Source organism: Labrenzia sp. 5N (assembly GCF_012395805.1).
Classification (GTDB): domain Bacteria; phylum Pseudomonadota; class Alphaproteobacteria; order Rhizobiales; family Stappiaceae; genus Roseibium; species Roseibium algicola.
In genome coordinates, this window is sequence record NZ_JAAZTM010000024.1 from 152,205 (window position 1) to 167,863 (window position 15,659).

Below are 15,659 nucleotides of genomic sequence, written 5' to 3' on the forward strand. Positions count from 1 at the left end.
CCGCGGAAAAGATTAGGCGGGTTGTCGGGGAGTACTGACCTCAGCGGGTCAGTTTCCGCTGACCATGAACCTGGAACTGAACGGCAGACTGGCAGCACCGATCGCCTTCGGTGCCGGCACGATGTTGCCGGCGATTGCCTTGATCTGCGGGGCTGCTGCTTCCAGCTTCCGGCAGATGTCCTGGCAAATGCTTTCAGGCGCATAAGACGACAGGATGACTGTTTCGATTTCCACGAATTGGCCGACACCATGCAGGGAGGCGCGCATCTGGGCAATCAGCCGTTCTTCCCAATCACTCACCAGAGCACCGTAGTCTGGCCAGGATCCGGACCGGTCCCAGAGCGGGTCGACTTCCTTGCCCTGTGCCGACAGGTCCCTCTCCAATGCCGCAATGCCGACATCGAAGCTGACTTCGGAATTGCCGTTGTAGATCTGGTGATTGAGGACAAGGCGGCCGTGCAGGTCGGCGCCGAGGTAAAAGAACATATAGTCCGAAAGCGTCTTGGCGGCGCCGAACATGCTCTCACCGCTGGCAGCTGCAGTGATGTCGTTCTGGACAAAAACGGCAATGCCGAGCTGTTCCTCGATCTCCGCCTGCAAGGCCTTGAAATAGGCTTCTTCGTCCATGCCGCCCGACAGTCGGCGGGGCAGGGCAAGACCGACGCCAGCCAGGCGTTCGCGTTCCGCATCCGGCAGCAGCTTCACCGCGCTCGCAATCGTCTCCAGAAATTCCGAATGGTTGCTGCCATGGGCAAGCTGTGGATTGGGCAAGGTCTTGTGAAAGCGGATCTTGCCGACAAAATCGATGAGAACGATATCGGTGTGCCGGTTGCCGACGCTGATCCCGATGGAATAGGCCCCTTCGGGGTTGAGGGTCAACGGCACGGTTGGCGGGCCGACACGGCCCTTTTGCGCTTCCCCCTTCGCCACCAGTCCTTCCTGCTCCAGCGACCTGACGAGTACGGACACGGTCTGCGCCGAAAGGCCTGTCTGTTCGCCGATCTCCAGCCGTGTCGTCGAGGAGTTCTGCAGAAGCAGCGAAAGCACCAGGCGCTCGTTGTAGCTTCGCACACTGACGGCATTCAGGCCTGACGCACGGTCGGCTATACGCAGCGGATTGGGCGGAGCAAATCTCATGTCAGGCATGGAAGGCCCTCCGTTGCCGTGCCGGATAAATTCCTGCCGGCAGCTGTGCGCGCAGCGAACTCATTTCCACCCGATCGCCTCCACTTCCCGCGCCAGGGCGACACCGAGATTCTCATGTGCCTGAGCATTGATGTGGAACCCGTCCAGCGGATCACAGGTCGAGACGGACCCAGCGTCGAAGAAATGCACTTCAAGCGAATCCGACATGATCTCGAACTGAAGGGCAAGTTCATGGGACTTCTGCTGGGCGGCCTTGAAGATGTTCTCCCATTCCTTGATGTCGTCCAGCATCGGCGGCGGCGAGACCACCATGATCTCGGGCACCGTTCCGTCAGGGCCGGGCGAGAGTTCCTTGATGTCGTGGATCAGGCAGCCGATGCCCATTGCCACCTCCGACGCCGGCTGGCCAAACCGGGCCTTCAGGTCGTTCGTGCCCAGCATAATGATGACAAGGTCCAGCGGAGCATGGCTCATGAGGCAGGGGCGCAGATAGGTGCGGCCATTCTTCAGCGCGCCTTCGATGGGGTCGTCATGCACCGTTGTCCGACCGCTGAGGCCTTCCTCGATGATGTGCCAGCCCTTGCCGAGTTCACGCGCAAGCACACCCGGCCACCGCTGCAGCAGAGTGTAGCGATCCAGTGGTGTCCCCCCTGGAATTTGTCCGTGCGTGTTCGAGTCGCCGTAACACAAGATCGTGCGCATGCTGGCAGCGTCCTGATTTAGTTATTGAAAACAGTCGGTTGTCCCGAAGGTTGGCCGAAATCTCTGTTGCCATACATTGCATCGCTCGCGGGATCTGACAAGCTTTCCAATTAATCATTCAATATGAATAACTATTGACAGGCAAGTCCTGCCGTGATTTTTAACGGACCTGGGAGGAGGTCCCACCCATCGCAGTTGCGTTCACCCGCCGCCGGAATGCGTTTCGGCGAACGGCATCGCCTTGTCTGCCGGCCGGCACCCGTTGTCGCTGCCGGAACGGCTGACCTGTGCGTAAAGGAAGGCTGTTCGCCGAGGTCAGGCGCTCGGCAGCCTTCCTGCAAGCAGATCAAAGGCCTGACCTTGGAGGAGGAATTTCGATGACATATTTCAAACCTGCCACGCTGGCGGGCTGTCTGGCGGTCGCCATCTCGTCATACCCTGCATTCGCGGAAGACACGTTTCTGATGGATGGTGTTACGGCCAGAGAAGGCGACAATCCGGTTGTCGAAGCGGACAAATACAAGAAGGATTGCCCCTGGACCATCGGCATGAGCCACTTTGGGGTGAACGCCAATACCTGGACCGTTCAGGTGGCACATGAGTCCGAAGCGGCTGCTGCCAAGAACGACTGCATCACCAAGTTCATCCTGCTCGACGCCGGTTTCGACCAGAAAAAGCAGGTGGCCGATATCGAGGATCTGGTTGCACAGAACGTCGATGCGATCATCGTTCAGCCTGTGACGTCAACGTCTGCTGATGCGTCGATCGCCAAGGCCGTGGCAGCCGGCATTCCGGTTGTCCTGCATACTGGCCGTATCGAGAGCGATGCCTATACGACCGAGATCCAGGGCGGCGCCGAACACTTCGGCAAGGTGATGGGCGACTGGCTCGTCAACGAGGTTGGCGCCGACGGCAAGATCTGGGTTCTGCGCGGTCTCGCCGGACACCCGGAAGACACCAACCGTTACAACGGCTTGCTGCAGTCTCTTGAAGGCACGAATGTCGAGGTCATCGCCGAGGAACATGGCGACTGGCAGTACGACAAGGCCAAGAACCTGTGTGAGACGCTTTATCTGAACAACCCGTCTGTCGACGGGATCTGGTCTTCCGGTGCCGACATGACCCGTGCCTGTGTTGACGTGTTCAAGCAGTTCGGCGCTGAAATTCCGCCGATTTCCGGCGAAGGCAACAACGGCTTTTTCGGTCAGTGGATCCGGGACGGATTTAAATCCGTGTCTGCGGAATACGCGCCTGCCCAGGGGGCTGCCGGTGTGCGTGCTGCTGTCGCCCTGCTGGAAGGCAAGGAGCTGAAGAAGCACTACGACTACAACCCGGCAGGCTGGGACGTCGACAAGGCCAAGCAATATTACCGCGAGGACTTGTCCGCCAACGTCTGGTGGCCAACCGAGCTGCCGGAGGAAAAGCTGCAGGAGCTCTACGGCAAGAAATAGCCTCCTCCCGAGGCCGGACGGCCAGCCGGTGCTGCAGTTCCGCGCACCGGCTGGTCACCGACAGCAAAGATCCAGAGTATGATCCGGGGGAGAAGGTAATGACTTGCCTCGTTGAAATGTCGAACATTTCCAAATCGTTCGGCGGAAGCAAAGCAGTTGACGGTGTGTCACTCAAGCTCATGCCCGGCACGGTCCATGCCCTGATGGGTGAGAACGGTGCCGGCAAGTCGACGCTGATGAAGATCCTGGCCGGTGTTCACCAGCCGGACAGCGGGGAAATCTTCCGCGAGGGGCGGGAAGCTGGTTTCGAGACGCCGAGGGAAGCTCTTGAAGCAGGCATATCGACCGTGTTTCAGGAGCTGTCTCTGCTCGCCAACCTGACGATTGCGGAAAACATGTTCCTTGGCCGCGAGCCGGTAACAGCATTCGGAACGGTCGACAGGGCAAGGATGCGGCGCGAAACCCGCAAGGCCCTTGCCGCGTTGGGGCTGGAGTTGAACCCCGATATCCTGGTTTCCGAGCTGTCGATTGCGGAGCGCCAGTTCGTTGAAATTGCCCATGGCATCAAGGCGGATGCCTCGGTGTTCATTCTGGACGAACCGACAGCCGCGCTGAATGCAGCCGATGTCGAGGTGATGAATGCGCAGATCAGGCGCTTGCGCGATGAAGGCAAGGCGATTGTCTATATTTCGCACCGCATGGACGAGATATTCGGCATCTGCGATACGGTGACGGTTCTCAAGGACGGCAAGCTGGTCGCAACGCGGCCCCTGAGCGGCATGACGCCGGACAGCCTCATTGCCCTGATGGTCGGCCGCGAACTGCAGGACCTCTTTCCCGCACGCGGAAAAGCGTCAACAGAAACCGTCCTCGGCCTTGAAGACTTCAGGATCGATCCGGGCAGCACACCGCTGTCCCTTCATGTCAACAAGGGCGAGATCGTTGCCCTCGCTGGACTGGAAGGGCAGGGGCAACAGCAATTGCTGAGATCGCTCGCCGGGCTTTACCCGGCTTCGACAGGCACCGCCTCCATCAAGGGCAAGACCTTGCCGCTCCCCGCGCCGAAAGCATCCGGCATCCGGCAGCTTCAGGCAAGGAAAGTCGGTTTCGTTCCAGAGGATCGGAAGGAAGAGGGGCTCTTCCTGGGGCTTTCCATCGCCCACAACATTGCCGTCGGTCTGTCTTCCGTGCACAGCGAACTCTCCATCGCGCACGACTATCGCAAGGCGATTGCCGAGACGATGGCCAGTATGAACATCAAGGCGTCCGGCCCATCCGCGCAGGTCGGCACGCTTTCGGGTGGCAACCAGCAGAAGGTGCTCCTGGGGCGCTACCTTGCGGCCGGTCTTGATCTGCTGCTCATCGAAGAACCGACCCGGGGTGTCGACATCGGGGCGAAGGCGGAAATCTACAAGTTGTTGCGCAGCTTTGCGGACGAGGGTGGCGCGGTTCTGGTTCTTTCCCGCGAGACAATTGAGCTCATCGGCCTGTGCGACCGCATCTATGTCGTCCATGGCAAGGCCATTGTCGCGGAGCTCCCCGCCGAGACCGCAACGGAGCACCAGATCCTGAACGCTGCCTTGAGCGCCTGACCCTGCCCACAAGATTGAAGTGATCATGACACAAGCATTTCTCGCGAGATTGACGCAGCCGAAAGGCCGGCAGGGTTTGTGGATGCTGCCCATGCTGATCGCCATAGCCATCAGCGTTTATCTCGGTCTTCGCACCGACCAGTTCCTCGGTTCTGAAAACCTCTTCAACCTGATTGCCCAGGCGATGCCGCTGGTCATCACGGCCATTGGCCAGATGTTTGTGGTTGTGGTGGGCGGCCTCGATCTGTCGGTGGGTTCCCTCATCAGCTTCACGACGGCCATTCTGGCGCTTGATGCGCCGGGCTACGTGACGATACCGGCGGTTTTCCTGTTCGCCGTATTGGTTGGCCTCAGCAACGGCCTTGTGATCACCCGGCTGAATGTCCACCCGATCATCGCAACGCTGGCAATGCAGTATGTCATTCTGGGCATCACGCGCATCCTGCGTCCGGTCTCCGGAGGCACCGTGCCCGATATCGTCATCCAGTCGGTCGGCGGCACGTTTCTCGGAGTGCCGATGCCGGTGTTCTGGGGTGTCGCGGTGGTTCTGGTGGCCTGGAAGTTGCTGCATGGATCGCGCTTCGGCCTGCATCTGTTTGCGATCGGCGGCGGAGTTGCAAACGGCACGCCGGATGCTGCACGCAATTTCGGCGTTCCGGATCGTCGAAACATCCTGCGCGCCTATGTCGCCTGTTCGTGTTTTGCGGCCCTTGCCGGTGTCTTCCTGGCCGGCCGGATTGTTTCGGGTGATCCCAATGTCGGTCTCTTGTTCGAACTGGATGCGATTACCGCCGTCGCCGTCGGCGGAACACAGCTCTCCGGCGGTATAGGCAGCCTGCAGGGCACGGTGATCGGGGCACTGGTCCTGGCGCTCCTGTCCAACGGCATGAACCTCACCAACGTGTCGCCCTTCATCCAGACCGCGATCAAGGGCGGTCTCCTGCTCCTGGTCGTGGGGCTCCAGACCCGCAAGAAGATAGGGCTTTGATCATGTCTTCGATCGTGAAGCATCCTTTCCTGCAGCGCCTGCTGCGTGTTCCGCCGGCGTACTACGTGTTCGCCATCCTGCTGATCACGCTCTGGATTGCCAGGCCTCACATGCTCAACGCCAATATCATGGGCATCTTCATTCGCCAGGTGGCGCCGCTCGGCGTGCTGGTACTGGCTCAGTTGCTGGTGATGCGCGTGAAGAGCATCGACCTTTCCGGCGGTGGCATCATCCTGTTGGTCAACTACTTCATTTCCTCGGGGATCTTTCCCGGGGCGTCGATGCCGTTCTTCATCGGGCTTAGTCTGGCAACCGGTACCGCGATCGGTCTCTTCAACGGCTGGATGATCGGCAAGCGCCGGGTTTCTGCGGTTATCGTCACACTGGCGGTCAGCATCATCCTGGTCGGGTTCGTGCAGTATCTTTCAAGCGGCAAACCACCCGGAGACGTGCCGTCCTACCTGAACGACATCTACAACATCAAATGGGGCCCGGCCCCGGTTCCGGTGCTGTTCTGGTTCGCCCTGACCGTGGTGATGGCGTTGTTTCTCTCAAAGACGGTGTTCGGCAGATATGTCACTTCGGTCGGCGAGAACCCGGAAGCCGCACATTTTTCAGGTGTACCGGTCGAGCGGACCGTCATTCTTGCCCATACGCTGGCCGGTTTCATCGCAGCGGTTGCGGCCCTGGTGCAAACCGCCTCCATCGCGGTCGGCAGTGTCCGGGTTGGTCTCGATCTGCCTATCCTGGCAGTGGCTGCAACCATTCTCGGCGGGGTCGTCTTCGGCCGGGGCGAAGGCGGGGTCTGGGGCCCGTTCTTCGGGGTCCTGTCCTTCGCCCTTCTGTTCGTGGTGATGACCACCTTCGGCATCGATGACCCGGGCAAGCTCATCGCCCAGGGGCTGATCATCCTGCTCGCCGCCATCTTCTACGGCATCAGAACGTCCAGATCCAATTGAGCCTTTCCGTAAAATTTGAGGAGGAAACAATGGCAAACGAAAAGTCGATACTTTGCTTTGGGGATTCGCTGACCTGGGGCTGGATCCCCGTCGTCGAAGGCGCCCCGACAATGCGCTACCCTTATGAACAGCGCTGGACGGGGGCAATGGCCGCCGAGCTGGGCGAAGGGTACCGGATTATCGAAGAAGGCCTCAGTGCCCGCACGACGAGCGCCGATGATCCCAACGATCCCCGTCTGAACGGCAGCCAGTACCTGCCGTCGGCCCTGGCCAGCCACCTGCCGCTGGATCTGGCGATCATCCTCCTGGGAACCAACGACACCAAGCCGTTCTTCAATCGCACGCCCTATGACATTGCCTATGGCATGTCGAAGCTGGTCGGACAGGTGCTGACAAGTGGTGGCGGCATCGGCACGCCTTATCCGGCGCCAAAGTGCCTTGTCGTCGCACCGCCGCCCCTGACGCCTATGCCGCATCCCTATTTCCAGGGCATGTTTGGCGGGGGCCACGAAAAGTCGGCGGCGCTGGCCGAGCAATACCGGAACATGGCCGATTTCATGAAGGTCGATTTCCTCAGCGCAGCTGACCACATCACCACAGACGGCTGCGACGGCATTCATTTCACGGCCCAGAACAACATCGACCTGGGCAAGGCCATTGCCGGTAAGGTGCGGGAGATCCTTAACCGGCAGCAGGCCGAAGCGGCTTGATACTCCTGGTTCAGACCTGACAACTCTCCTTGCCGCCCGCCAGTGTAGCCAAAGCATGCGCGGGCGGCTTGACTTTGCATGAAATTCTTCGCAACTATCCTGTCATGAACAAAGCCGCCGCGACCAGCTACAAACGAGATTTCAGAGCTATCCCCAAAGCGGGAGAGTAGCCCCCGGCTCGGCTGTCATGCGCCCCGAGCCTCGGGGTAAACACTTGAGATGATGCAACAGGAACCGGTCCTGCCGGCCGAAATCATCGAAGCGCACAAATCACCACATCTTGAGACTTAACTCCGCCGCCCGGACGTGATCCGTCCATTGGTGCCTGAAGGCACCCGGCAAGGGGGACTTTATGCGCGAACCGACTGATTTTGCTTCGAAGCCTGACATCATCATCGGCACGACCGACTATGAACGACTGGAAGGCCTCGCTTCCTCGTTTGAAACACGTTTGCCAAGTGTCACGGAGGATCTCCTGGCCGAATTGAGCCGGGCCAGACTCGTCCCTGATGGGGCGTTGCCTGCCGATAGTGTGAGAATGGGTTCCGTCGTCCGGTTCCGAACCGACGCTACGGACGAAAAGATCCTGCAACTGGTCTTTCCGGGCGACGCGGATATCGCAAACGGCAGGATTTCCATCCTGACACCCATCGGCACCGCCCTCATTGGCCTTTCCGCGGGCCAGTCGATCGCCTGGTGTGCAAACGACGGACGCCGGCATCGCCTAACCGTCGTGTCGGTCAGCCAGCCGCCGCTCGTCGGTGGAGGTTCGGAGCTGCAGTGCCTGGATCGCGGTTAGTCATGACTTCCGGCTCGCCGTTTCACAAACCCCGTTTCCTGGATCACGCAGGCAGTCTTCTCGCAGGAACTTAGCCCCTGCCGGTCTCTCGCACCCGAGACGGCCGGACAGGGGGAACAGTCTTGAAGCTGAAACCAGTTCCAACACCGGCCTTCGCCAAAGCGGGGCCGAAGGAGACAGCGCATGCGCGAACCAAAGCAGTTTATCTTCACCAACAAGGACTACGCGACCCTGACCAGAATGGTGTCGCAATGCCCGCGAACCAATACGCCGTTTGTTTCCCTGCTGCGCCGGAAATTGGCGCAAGCCCACGTAGTGCGCTCATCGGAGGTCCCGGTGGATGTCGTCACCATGAACAGCCGCGTGACCTTCCAGGTGGACAATCATGCACCCGACACGAGGGTGGTCATTCCCGATGAAACCGACAGTCTTGTCGGCCTGACCTTGCCGATCACGACGACAACGGGAATGGCCCTGCTTGGCATGTCGGAAAAGCAGAGCATGGAACTTGCAGGCCTTGGCCGCCAGAGCAGGACACTGACGGTGATCGGGGTTGCCTACCAACCCGAAGCCATGGGTGGTGTTCGCTTGGATGTACCGCAAGGTCCGATATCCGCCAGACGGCAAGGCAGGCCATTTCTGCATCTTGTTCACAGCTCGGATGAAGACCCCGAGAGCAATCTCGTTCACTTGCACCGGTAAATATGCACGACCCGCTGTCACCCGGCGCCATACGCCAGGCGACAGCGGGGAATAGGTTTCGCTCGTCACCTTCTCAGCTGACCAGCTCTGCTGATGGTGTGCGTTGCCAGGCGAATTGCTCGAAGTACGGCTCGATCGGCGTATCGGCCAGCTTGTTGGTGTAATTGCTCATCACCTTCTGGGAAATGGCAAGCACGACTTCGAGAACCTGCCGGCTGGTAAAACCGGCAGCCAGAAACGCCTCCACATGCCGGTCGCCGACCGATCCACGCTCGCGAACCATCTGCAGCGTGAACCGGTGAAGCGCCTCAAGCCTGGGCGTCGGCAATGACGTTTCGTTGCGCAAGGCGTCCGAGACCGCATCATCAACACCCATGCGTTTTGCGATGCCGGTGTGGGAGGGGACGCAGTAGTGGCAATCGTGTTCGACGTTTATCGACTGCCAGACAACAGTCTTTTCCTCGTCCGTGAAGCTGCTTTCCAGAAAAAGCCGGTGAAGAACCAGATACCCTTCCAGCAGGCCCGGAGCTTCCGCCATGACCGCATGGAGGTTGGGCACGACGCCGAACGTAGCCTTTGTTTGTTCGAGCAAGGGTTTGCTGCGATCCGGCGCCGTTTGTGCCGTGTGGATTTCAAATTCGGTCATGAAGATTGTCTCTTGTCAGTTTGAAAGCGGGGGAATGCGCTGCCGTTAGTCCTGCGCGTTCAAAAGTGTTCAGGCGGAGAGTTCGATGGCCAGCGCGGTGGCTTCGCCGCCGCCGATGCACAGCGCTGCAACGCCGCGCTGGGCTCCACGAGCTTTCAAGGCATGAATGAGCGTGACAACCAGACGGGCACCGGTCGCGCCGATCGGGTGGCCGAGCGCGCAGGCGCCTCCGTTGACGTTCAGCTTCTCGCGCGGAATGCCGATGTCATGTGCGGCAGCCATTGCGACCACCGCGAAGGCTTCGTTGATTTCCCAGAGGTCGACGTCATCGGCAGTCCAGCCGGTGCGATCCAGAAGTTTGAGGATCGCCGGGATCGGCGCGGTCGTGTACCAGGCCGGGTCTTGCGAATGGGTTGCGTGGCCACACACGATTGCTAATACCGGCAGTCCGTTGGCTTGCGCATAACTCTTGCGGGTCAGAATCAGTGCTGCGGCACCGTCCGCGTTGGCCGAAGCACTGGCAGCTGTGATGGTGCCGTTATCAGAAAAGGCCGGGCGAAGCCTCGGGATTTTTTCCGGATCGACCCGTCCCGGGATTTCATCGTCCTCGATAGTGACGGTGCTTTTGCGGCCTGCGACCTCAAGAGGGACGATTTCATCCCGGAAGGCACCGCCGGTCACCGCCTTTTGCGCACGGACGAGCGTTTCCTGGGCAAAGGCGTCCTGGTCGGCGCGAGTGAAACCGTATTTTTCAGCGGCCGCTTCTCCGAAAGACCCCATCGGCCGGCCGGCCTCATAGGCATCCTCCAGGCCGTCGCGCATCATGTGGTCAAGTACCTCGCTGCTGCCGAACTTTCGACCCGCGCGCATTTGCGGCAACAGGAAGGGTGCGTTCGACATCGATTCCATGCCGCCTGCAACGACGATGTCTGCCGATCGGGAAATCAGGAGATCGTGTGCGAGCATGATCGCCTTCATGCCGGAGCCGCAAACCTTGTTGAGTGTGGTTGCGCCCGTGTGGTCGGAAAGACCGGCGGCACGGGCCGCCTGCCGGGCCGGAGCCTGTCCCTGACCGGCAGGAAGAACGCAGCCCATCAGAACTTCACTGATCGAGTCTCGTTCAGTCTGCGCATCCTCAAGTGCTGCTCCCATCGCTGCCGCGGCGAGCTTGGGAGCTGCTACGGGGCTCAAGGCCCCCATGAAAGCACCTAGCGGTGTGCGTCTGGCGGCGCAGATAACGATCGGATCGGGTTCGCTCATGGGTATCTCCTGGTTGGTGTCTTGAATTAGATTATGATCATAATTTATAAAATCAAGAATAGATTTGGATCGTAATCCGAATTACGATTCCAACAGCCAACGGAGGTAGAAATGCGTGTCAGCAGGGAAACGGCAGCCAGAAACCGCGACAACGTCGTGAAAACCGCGAGCAGACAGTTTCGGGAATACGGCTACGACGGGATCGGTATCGCAGGACTGATGAAAGCTGCCGGGCTGACGCAGGGTGGCTTCTACAAGCAATTTGCCGACAAGGACGCCATCATCACCGAAGCAACGCAGCAGGCGCTGGACGAAAATCTCGTTGCCTGGCAATCCGTTGTTGAAGGACACCAGGACGACCCTTTGAACGCTCTACGTTGCTGGTATCTATCCCGGGAACATGTCGACCGGCGTGACGCAGGTTGCGCTTATGCCGCGTTGGCGGCCGAAGCCCCGCGTCACGGCAAGGATCTTCAGGATGCGTTTTGTGAAGCCGTTGAGAAATCCATCACCCTGCTGACCGACACCCGCGCCGAAAGTGCCCAGTCCCGCTGCGAGGCAATTCGGCTGATCACCGGCATGGTCGGGGCACTTGTCCTGTCACGGGCTGTCGGGGAGGGGGCGTTAAGCCAGGAAGTTCTCGATTGCGCGATTCTGGAACCAGCGCCTGGACGCTTGAAATAGGCAATGCCCCGGCGTCTCATGCGCCTTTTCACCGTTGTGGTGTGTGAGACCTGTTTTGCGCTCAAGGGCGGCGCGGCAATAAGGTGAAACCGGAAATTGGCATACATGGTCGTTTTGGTGCCAATGAGCCTCATGTCAAGCATCGGCAAAAACCGTCAATGGAGGACGGCCTGCGGCTTGAGAAATTGTCTCGTCCCATTTGGCCAGGACGGTTGCCGTGGAAAAGCGGTCCAGCGAAGGTGGGCCGGCCTCGCAAAAAGATCCGCGCAGCTCAGGGTCGGTAAGGACCCGAGTGATCGCCGTAGCAAGTGCCTCCTTGCTACCCATCGGCACGAGCAGACCGGTGGTTCCGTCCTGCACGATTTCGCTGGGACCCCACGGGCAGTCGACGGACACAACGGCCATCCCGCTCGACATTGCCTCGAGGACGACATTCGCGAAACCTTCGAAGCGTGAACTCAGGGCAAATACGTCGCCGGGTGATACCCATTCGCCAGGAACTTGCGTGACACCCGAAAGACGGACGACTTCCTGCAGTCCGAGGTCGGAAATCTGCTTTTCGAGTGCGGACCGCTCCGGCCCTTCGCCATAGATCGTCAACACCGCATCAGGGACGCGCTCCACAACCTGGGCAAAGCTGGCGATGAGGATATCAAAGCCTTTCTGCCGGTCGAGCCGTCCTACCGCGACCACCCTGCGACCCGCATCGGGCCGCGGCAAGGCGCGCGGCAGCGGCGTGACCGGATTTGGGATAACGATGGTTTTTTTGCGAACGCGGGCGGGTTGTCTTGCACGCGCGCGCTCCGTCATGACGACGACACTGGTCGCTGCAAAGGCCGCCATCGGCCGAGACCAGCGCCAGAAGCGGCTCATTTGCTGAACATCAAAATTGTTGCGTTCGGATATGATCGTTGGCGTACCGGTACCTGCGGTCGCAAGGACCGTGATGACGTTGATCTTGGTCAGGAAGGAGACGACCATATCCGGTCTGATCCTTGCAAAGCGCCTGCGCAGATCCTTTACCCGTTGCATGGTGACAAAATGCCGAGAATTTTTGCCGGTGCGGCTTAGCCCTTCGACCTGAATCCTGGGGTCATAGGAAAAATAAGAGGTGGAATCGGTCGCATTCAGGGCGATCACATGTACATCGTCGCCAGCGGCAAGGCGGTGGTGCGCCAGCAGGTTGACGACTTTTTCAGCACCGCCTGCTCCGAGGCCCGCAAGAACAAACACAACACGCATTACGGATCCTTTCTCGCTGCGGGGCTGGTGAAGCCTTTCGGTGCCGGATGCCTATTAGTCTCTGATTGTGCGATGTGGCCCCGGCCTCCAGCAACCATCACTTGATGCTCGTCGACGATGATCATACGGGTAAGCTTTGGCGTCATTGTAACGCTTCCCTTCGGATCGGCTTTTAGTGATGATTTGAAGAATGGAAGACCGAAATGCAGGTCCTGTTTTGCTCGACGGGACTATGGATCTCGGAGGTCGCACCATGTCTCCGCGCGCACTCATGCAGGGCGGCGATACCCCAGTGAATGCCGTTGCCGAGGGTCAGTGCCGACGCGGAGCCATCAAGCCGGGCCGTATCAAGCGTGACTTCCGCTGCAGTTTTGGTGTGTCCCCTTCCATTCGTCCGCGTAATTCTGGCTTGACGTCTTAAAGGGAACGTTTCAACGGATAATTGACCGATAAATTTACTATGTAGCTTGCCCATGTCACCCCACCATATTCAATTGGAAGCGAAATTTATTCTTGTATGAAGTATCTATAGCTATAGATTTACAGGACGTATTACGCTGAAGGTGGATTTCGCGTGCCCTTGATGAGCTGTAAAAAGAATATCCACCGAGAAATACACTGTAAAAAAATATAGCGTTGCCACCAACCGTATGGTTGGCATTCCTTATCAATCAGGAAGCAACTACTTTTGGGATCTTTTTGTGTTGCCTAAGCTTTTTTATTTTCTAAATTGAAATAGAACCTTCCGTGTTTATGTCATTTTCCTTTAGGGAATTTTCCAAAATCAAATTGCAATAGCTGCCATTCCAAACGTGGTCTTGCGCATATTTCTACGAGCACTCTCCATGCTCGCAGATCGGACGATGCCACTTCCCTCAATGTGCTGTCAGGTTGCCCAACCCACTACCTGAACTAGCCGCACAGGAGCGAAGAAAAAAATGATAATCAGCCATCCGCCCTATATTAACAAATAATACACCATTAACGCTACGCAGGGAAAGCTTTGAATGTCGAAAGTTTTTCCGAGAGGCTTGAGACCTTTTAATCGCAAAGTTCGTCAACGCGATTGATCTCCAGGAACGCAATAATCTTTAGTTTGACAATGCGAAGCTTGCAGTAATTCAAGAATAATTATTGATGTGAATTGGGTGAAGAAAATGATTTACATCAGATATCGCAATACCTAGGTCAATTTATCGAGGCGCTAGACTTTGTCAGGCTTGTGAAACAAGACACGTACTGAATAGTCAGGTTTCAGAATTTCCCGGAAAGTGTATTCGCAACTCGTTCGTCGAATACAGACAAAGCGGGAAGGCCCTGTTTTTATCGAAACGTCACAGCAGCCAGCTGACACTCCATTCGGCACGAAATTGCATCCAAGGTTTGCGTTTCAAACTGTCCGACATTCCTTCGGAGTGGACACAAGAAGAAGCTTCCGAGGTATTGCCTTTTTGAATTCTTCGAAATGAGAAGATTTTTTGCGGGCACCCTTCAGGCGTTTCTTGTTCCAGCGCATCGGATCTTGCGTAGCGTAATGAGCGCGAAGAGTTTGTATTGACGGAGGCGGACATGGACGTTGACAAGGAGAGAAATTAATATATGCATAGGCTATGCAATTATTGGACGCCAACAAACTGGGTGCCCTCGGCACTTTGATCCGCGACCGGACAGATGCGGCGCTGGGACCATTGTCGCCAAGCGCTGCGGCCGTTCTGTCGATGCTTCACTTCAAGCCCGGGTTGACGACGAGCGAAATCGCAACGGTCGTCGGCGTCAGTCAACCGACTGCCGTCAGGTTGATAGACGGGCTGGAACGACAGGCGTTGATCAAGCGCGGCGAGCAGATAGGACGCGTAACCCCGCTCAGCCTGACAAAGGCCGGTCACGATGAGGCCGAAGCGTTGCAGCGGCGCCGGCTGGCCGCTTTGGACGGTTTGCTTGGCGCCTTGCCCGAGACAGACCGGAACCGGTTCGTTTTGCTGCTGGACAGGGTTCTTGAAGAGGCGACGACATCGCGATCCTTTGCCAGAACAACTTGCCGGCTGTGCGAGCATAACCTGTGCAGCGCCGATGTTTGCCCGATTGGCTGCAAGGCAAGCGAAATCGAGAAAGCGCAGGAGCGGCTATGAGCACGTCTGAAGGAAACGCCTCACCTTTCATCGATCCGGATGCATGGGTTGCGCCCGACGCAACGGTTGCGGGCGATGTCAGGATTTGTGCCGGCAGCAGGATCATGAATGGTGCCCGGCTGGTGGCGGAAGGTGGCAGCACAATCCGTATCGGCCGAAACTGTATCGTGCTCGAAAACGCCGTGATCCGCGCAACGTCCCGTCACGATTGCAAAATCGGAGATCATTGTCTGATCGGCCCGAACACTCATGTTGTCGGCGCGGAAATCGAGGATGAAGTCTTCATCGCAACCGGAGCTGCCGTTTTCCATGGCGCGCAGGTGGGGCACGGATCGGAAGTTCGCGTCAACGGCACGGTTCACCTTCGCACGCGGCTGGAACCCGGATCGACCGTTCCGATCGGATGGGTCGCTGTCGGTGACCCGGCCCGGATCCTTTCGGCAGACCAGCATGAAACCATCTGGACGATCCAGAAGCCGCTCGACTTTCCGGGGTTTGTCTATGGCGTCGACAGAAACGCTCCCGACGTGATGAAAACCATCACCCAACGGCTTTCGGAAAGCCTGGGGGAACGCCAGGTAACCGAGGCCGGTGCACCAACCGTGCCTGGCCTTTGAGCCCAGGAATTACCGACGGGTAGGCCACGACC

The 15,659-nt window shown here is 58.4% G+C and carries 15 protein-coding genes; 10 read left to right on the plus strand and 5 right to left on the minus strand.

Features of this window, described 5'->3' with window-relative positions; all coding sequences use genetic code 11:
• Positions 1–48: 48 nt before the first annotated feature.
• Both HEP89_RS27755 and HEP89_RS27760 read right to left on the minus strand, forming a co-directional pair.
• Entirely contained in the window at positions 49–1,146 is a 1,098-nt protein-coding gene (locus HEP89_RS27755; protein WP_145903866.1) for an ROK family transcriptional regulator, read from the minus strand.
• A gap of 60 nt (positions 1,147–1,206) precedes the next feature.
• Positions 1,207–1,848 carry an SGNH/GDSL hydrolase family protein gene (locus HEP89_RS27760; protein WP_023001501.1) on the minus strand — a complete coding sequence of 214 codons (642 nt, stop codon included), beginning with the start codon at positions 1,846–1,848 and terminating at the stop codon, positions 1,207–1,209.
• Positions 1,849–2,225: 377 nt separating this feature from the next.
• On the opposite strand from HEP89_RS27760, the gene HEP89_RS27765 reads away from it, so the two are divergent.
• The 7 genes from HEP89_RS27765 (at position 2,226) to HEP89_RS27795 (ending at position 9,049) form a co-directional block, all read left to right on the plus strand.
• Positions 2,226–3,299 carry a substrate-binding domain-containing protein gene (locus tag HEP89_RS27765; RefSeq protein WP_168693608.1) on the plus strand — a complete coding sequence of 358 codons (1,074 nt, stop codon included), beginning with the start codon at positions 2,226–2,228 and terminating at the stop codon, positions 3,297–3,299.
• 98 nt (positions 3,300–3,397) lie between these two features.
• Positions 3,398–4,891: a sugar ABC transporter ATP-binding protein gene (locus HEP89_RS27770; RefSeq protein WP_168693609.1), complete on the plus strand. Its 1,494-nt coding sequence runs from the start codon at positions 3,398–3,400 to the stop codon at positions 4,889–4,891.
• A gap of 25 nt (positions 4,892–4,916) precedes the next feature.
• Positions 4,917–5,879 (plus strand): ABC transporter permease, encoded by a 963-nt coding sequence (locus tag HEP89_RS27775; RefSeq protein ID WP_168693610.1) that lies wholly within the window; start codon positions 4,917–4,919, stop codon positions 5,877–5,879.
• Between the two features lie 2 nt (positions 5,880–5,881).
• Positions 5,882–6,838: an ABC transporter permease gene (locus HEP89_RS27780; protein WP_168693611.1), complete on the plus strand. Its 957-nt coding sequence runs from the start codon at positions 5,882–5,884 to the stop codon at positions 6,836–6,838.
• Between the two features lie 29 nt (positions 6,839–6,867).
• Positions 6,868–7,548 carry an SGNH/GDSL hydrolase family protein gene (locus HEP89_RS27785; protein WP_168693612.1) on the plus strand — a complete coding sequence of 227 codons (681 nt, stop codon included), beginning with the start codon at positions 6,868–6,870 and terminating at the stop codon, positions 7,546–7,548.
• 352 nt (positions 7,549–7,900) lie between these two features.
• Positions 7,901–8,347, plus strand: a complete 447-nt coding sequence (gene rnk / locus HEP89_RS27790; protein ID WP_168693613.1) for a nucleoside diphosphate kinase regulator — start codon at positions 7,901–7,903, stop codon at positions 8,345–8,347.
• A 183-nt stretch (positions 8,348–8,530) separates the two neighbouring features.
• The gene (locus tag HEP89_RS27795; RefSeq protein ID WP_168693614.1) at positions 8,531–9,049 is read left to right on the plus strand and encodes a nucleoside-diphosphate kinase; all 519 of its coding nucleotides are present in this window, start codon (positions 8,531–8,533) and stop codon (positions 9,047–9,049) included.
• Between the two features lie 73 nt (positions 9,050–9,122).
• On the opposite strand, the gene HEP89_RS27800 is transcribed toward HEP89_RS27795, so the two are convergent.
• Both HEP89_RS27800 and HEP89_RS27805 read right to left on the minus strand, forming a co-directional pair.
• Positions 9,123–9,695: a carboxymuconolactone decarboxylase family protein gene (locus HEP89_RS27800; protein ID WP_168693615.1), complete on the minus strand. Its 573-nt coding sequence runs from the start codon at positions 9,693–9,695 to the stop codon at positions 9,123–9,125.
• A 69-nt stretch (positions 9,696–9,764) separates the two neighbouring features.
• Positions 9,765–10,955: an acetyl-CoA C-acyltransferase gene (locus HEP89_RS27805; RefSeq protein ID WP_168693616.1), complete on the minus strand. Its 1,191-nt coding sequence runs from the start codon at positions 10,953–10,955 to the stop codon at positions 9,765–9,767.
• A gap of 111 nt (positions 10,956–11,066) precedes the next feature.
• On the opposite strand from HEP89_RS27805, the gene HEP89_RS27810 reads away from it, so the two are divergent.
• Positions 11,067–11,639, plus strand: a complete 573-nt coding sequence (locus tag HEP89_RS27810) for a TetR/AcrR family transcriptional regulator (protein WP_168693617.1) — start codon at positions 11,067–11,069, stop codon at positions 11,637–11,639.
• Positions 11,640–11,774: 135 nt separating this feature from the next.
• Here the strand turns inward: HEP89_RS27810 and HEP89_RS27815 are convergent, their stop codons facing one another.
• Positions 11,775–12,881 carry a glycosyltransferase family 4 protein gene (locus tag HEP89_RS27815; RefSeq protein ID WP_077294174.1) on the minus strand — a complete coding sequence of 369 codons (1,107 nt, stop codon included), beginning with the start codon at positions 12,879–12,881 and terminating at the stop codon, positions 11,775–11,777.
• Positions 12,882–14,491: 1,610 nt separating this feature from the next.
• Here HEP89_RS27815 and HEP89_RS27820 point away from each other — a divergent pair.
• Positions 14,492–15,010, plus strand: coding sequence for a MarR family transcriptional regulator (locus tag HEP89_RS27820; RefSeq protein WP_168693618.1), 519 nt, complete (start codon positions 14,492–14,494; stop codon positions 15,008–15,010).
• On the plus strand, positions 15,007–15,627 hold the full coding sequence (locus tag HEP89_RS27825; protein ID WP_168693619.1) for a gamma carbonic anhydrase family protein: 621 nt from the start codon (positions 15,007–15,009) through the stop codon (positions 15,625–15,627). The genes HEP89_RS27820 and HEP89_RS27825 overlap by 4 nt, the downstream gene beginning before the upstream one ends.
• The last annotated feature ends 32 nt before the right edge of the window (positions 15,628–15,659 follow it).

Coding starts and splice junctions, on each gene's coding strand:
- HEP89_RS27805 (WP_168693616.1), bottom strand. CDS start 10,955: ATGAGCGAACCCGATCCGATCGTTATCTGCGCCGCCAGACGCACACCG.
- HEP89_RS27820 (WP_168693618.1), top strand. CDS start 14,492: ATGCAATTATTGGACGCCAACAAACTGGGTGCCCTCGGCACTTTGATC.
- rnk (WP_168693613.1), top strand. CDS start 7,901: ATGCGCGAACCGACTGATTTTGCTTCGAAGCCTGACATCATCATCGGC.
- HEP89_RS27770 (WP_168693609.1), top strand. CDS start 3,398: ATGACTTGCCTCGTTGAAATGTCGAACATTTCCAAATCGTTCGGCGGA.
- HEP89_RS27765 (WP_168693608.1), top strand. CDS start 2,226: ATGACATATTTCAAACCTGCCACGCTGGCGGGCTGTCTGGCGGTCGCC.
- HEP89_RS27810 (WP_168693617.1), top strand. CDS start 11,067: ATGCGTGTCAGCAGGGAAACGGCAGCCAGAAACCGCGACAACGTCGTG.
- HEP89_RS27755 (WP_145903866.1), bottom strand. CDS start 1,146: ATGCCTGACATGAGATTTGCTCCGCCCAATCCGCTGCGTATAGCCGAC.
- HEP89_RS27780 (WP_168693611.1), top strand. CDS start 5,882: ATGTCTTCGATCGTGAAGCATCCTTTCCTGCAGCGCCTGCTGCGTGTT.
- HEP89_RS27800 (WP_168693615.1), bottom strand. CDS start 9,695: ATGACCGAATTTGAAATCCACACGGCACAAACGGCGCCGGATCGCAGC.
- HEP89_RS27760 (WP_023001501.1), bottom strand. CDS start 1,848: ATGCGCACGATCTTGTGTTACGGCGACTCGAACACGCACGGACAAATT.
- HEP89_RS27815 (WP_077294174.1), bottom strand. CDS start 12,881: ATGCGTGTTGTGTTTGTTCTTGCGGGCCTCGGAGCAGGCGGTGCTGAA.
- HEP89_RS27825 (WP_168693619.1), top strand. CDS start 15,007: ATGAGCACGTCTGAAGGAAACGCCTCACCTTTCATCGATCCGGATGCA.
- HEP89_RS27795 (WP_168693614.1), top strand. CDS start 8,531: ATGCGCGAACCAAAGCAGTTTATCTTCACCAACAAGGACTACGCGACC.
- HEP89_RS27775 (WP_168693610.1), top strand. CDS start 4,917: ATGACACAAGCATTTCTCGCGAGATTGACGCAGCCGAAAGGCCGGCAG.
- HEP89_RS27785 (WP_168693612.1), top strand. CDS start 6,868: ATGGCAAACGAAAAGTCGATACTTTGCTTTGGGGATTCGCTGACCTGG.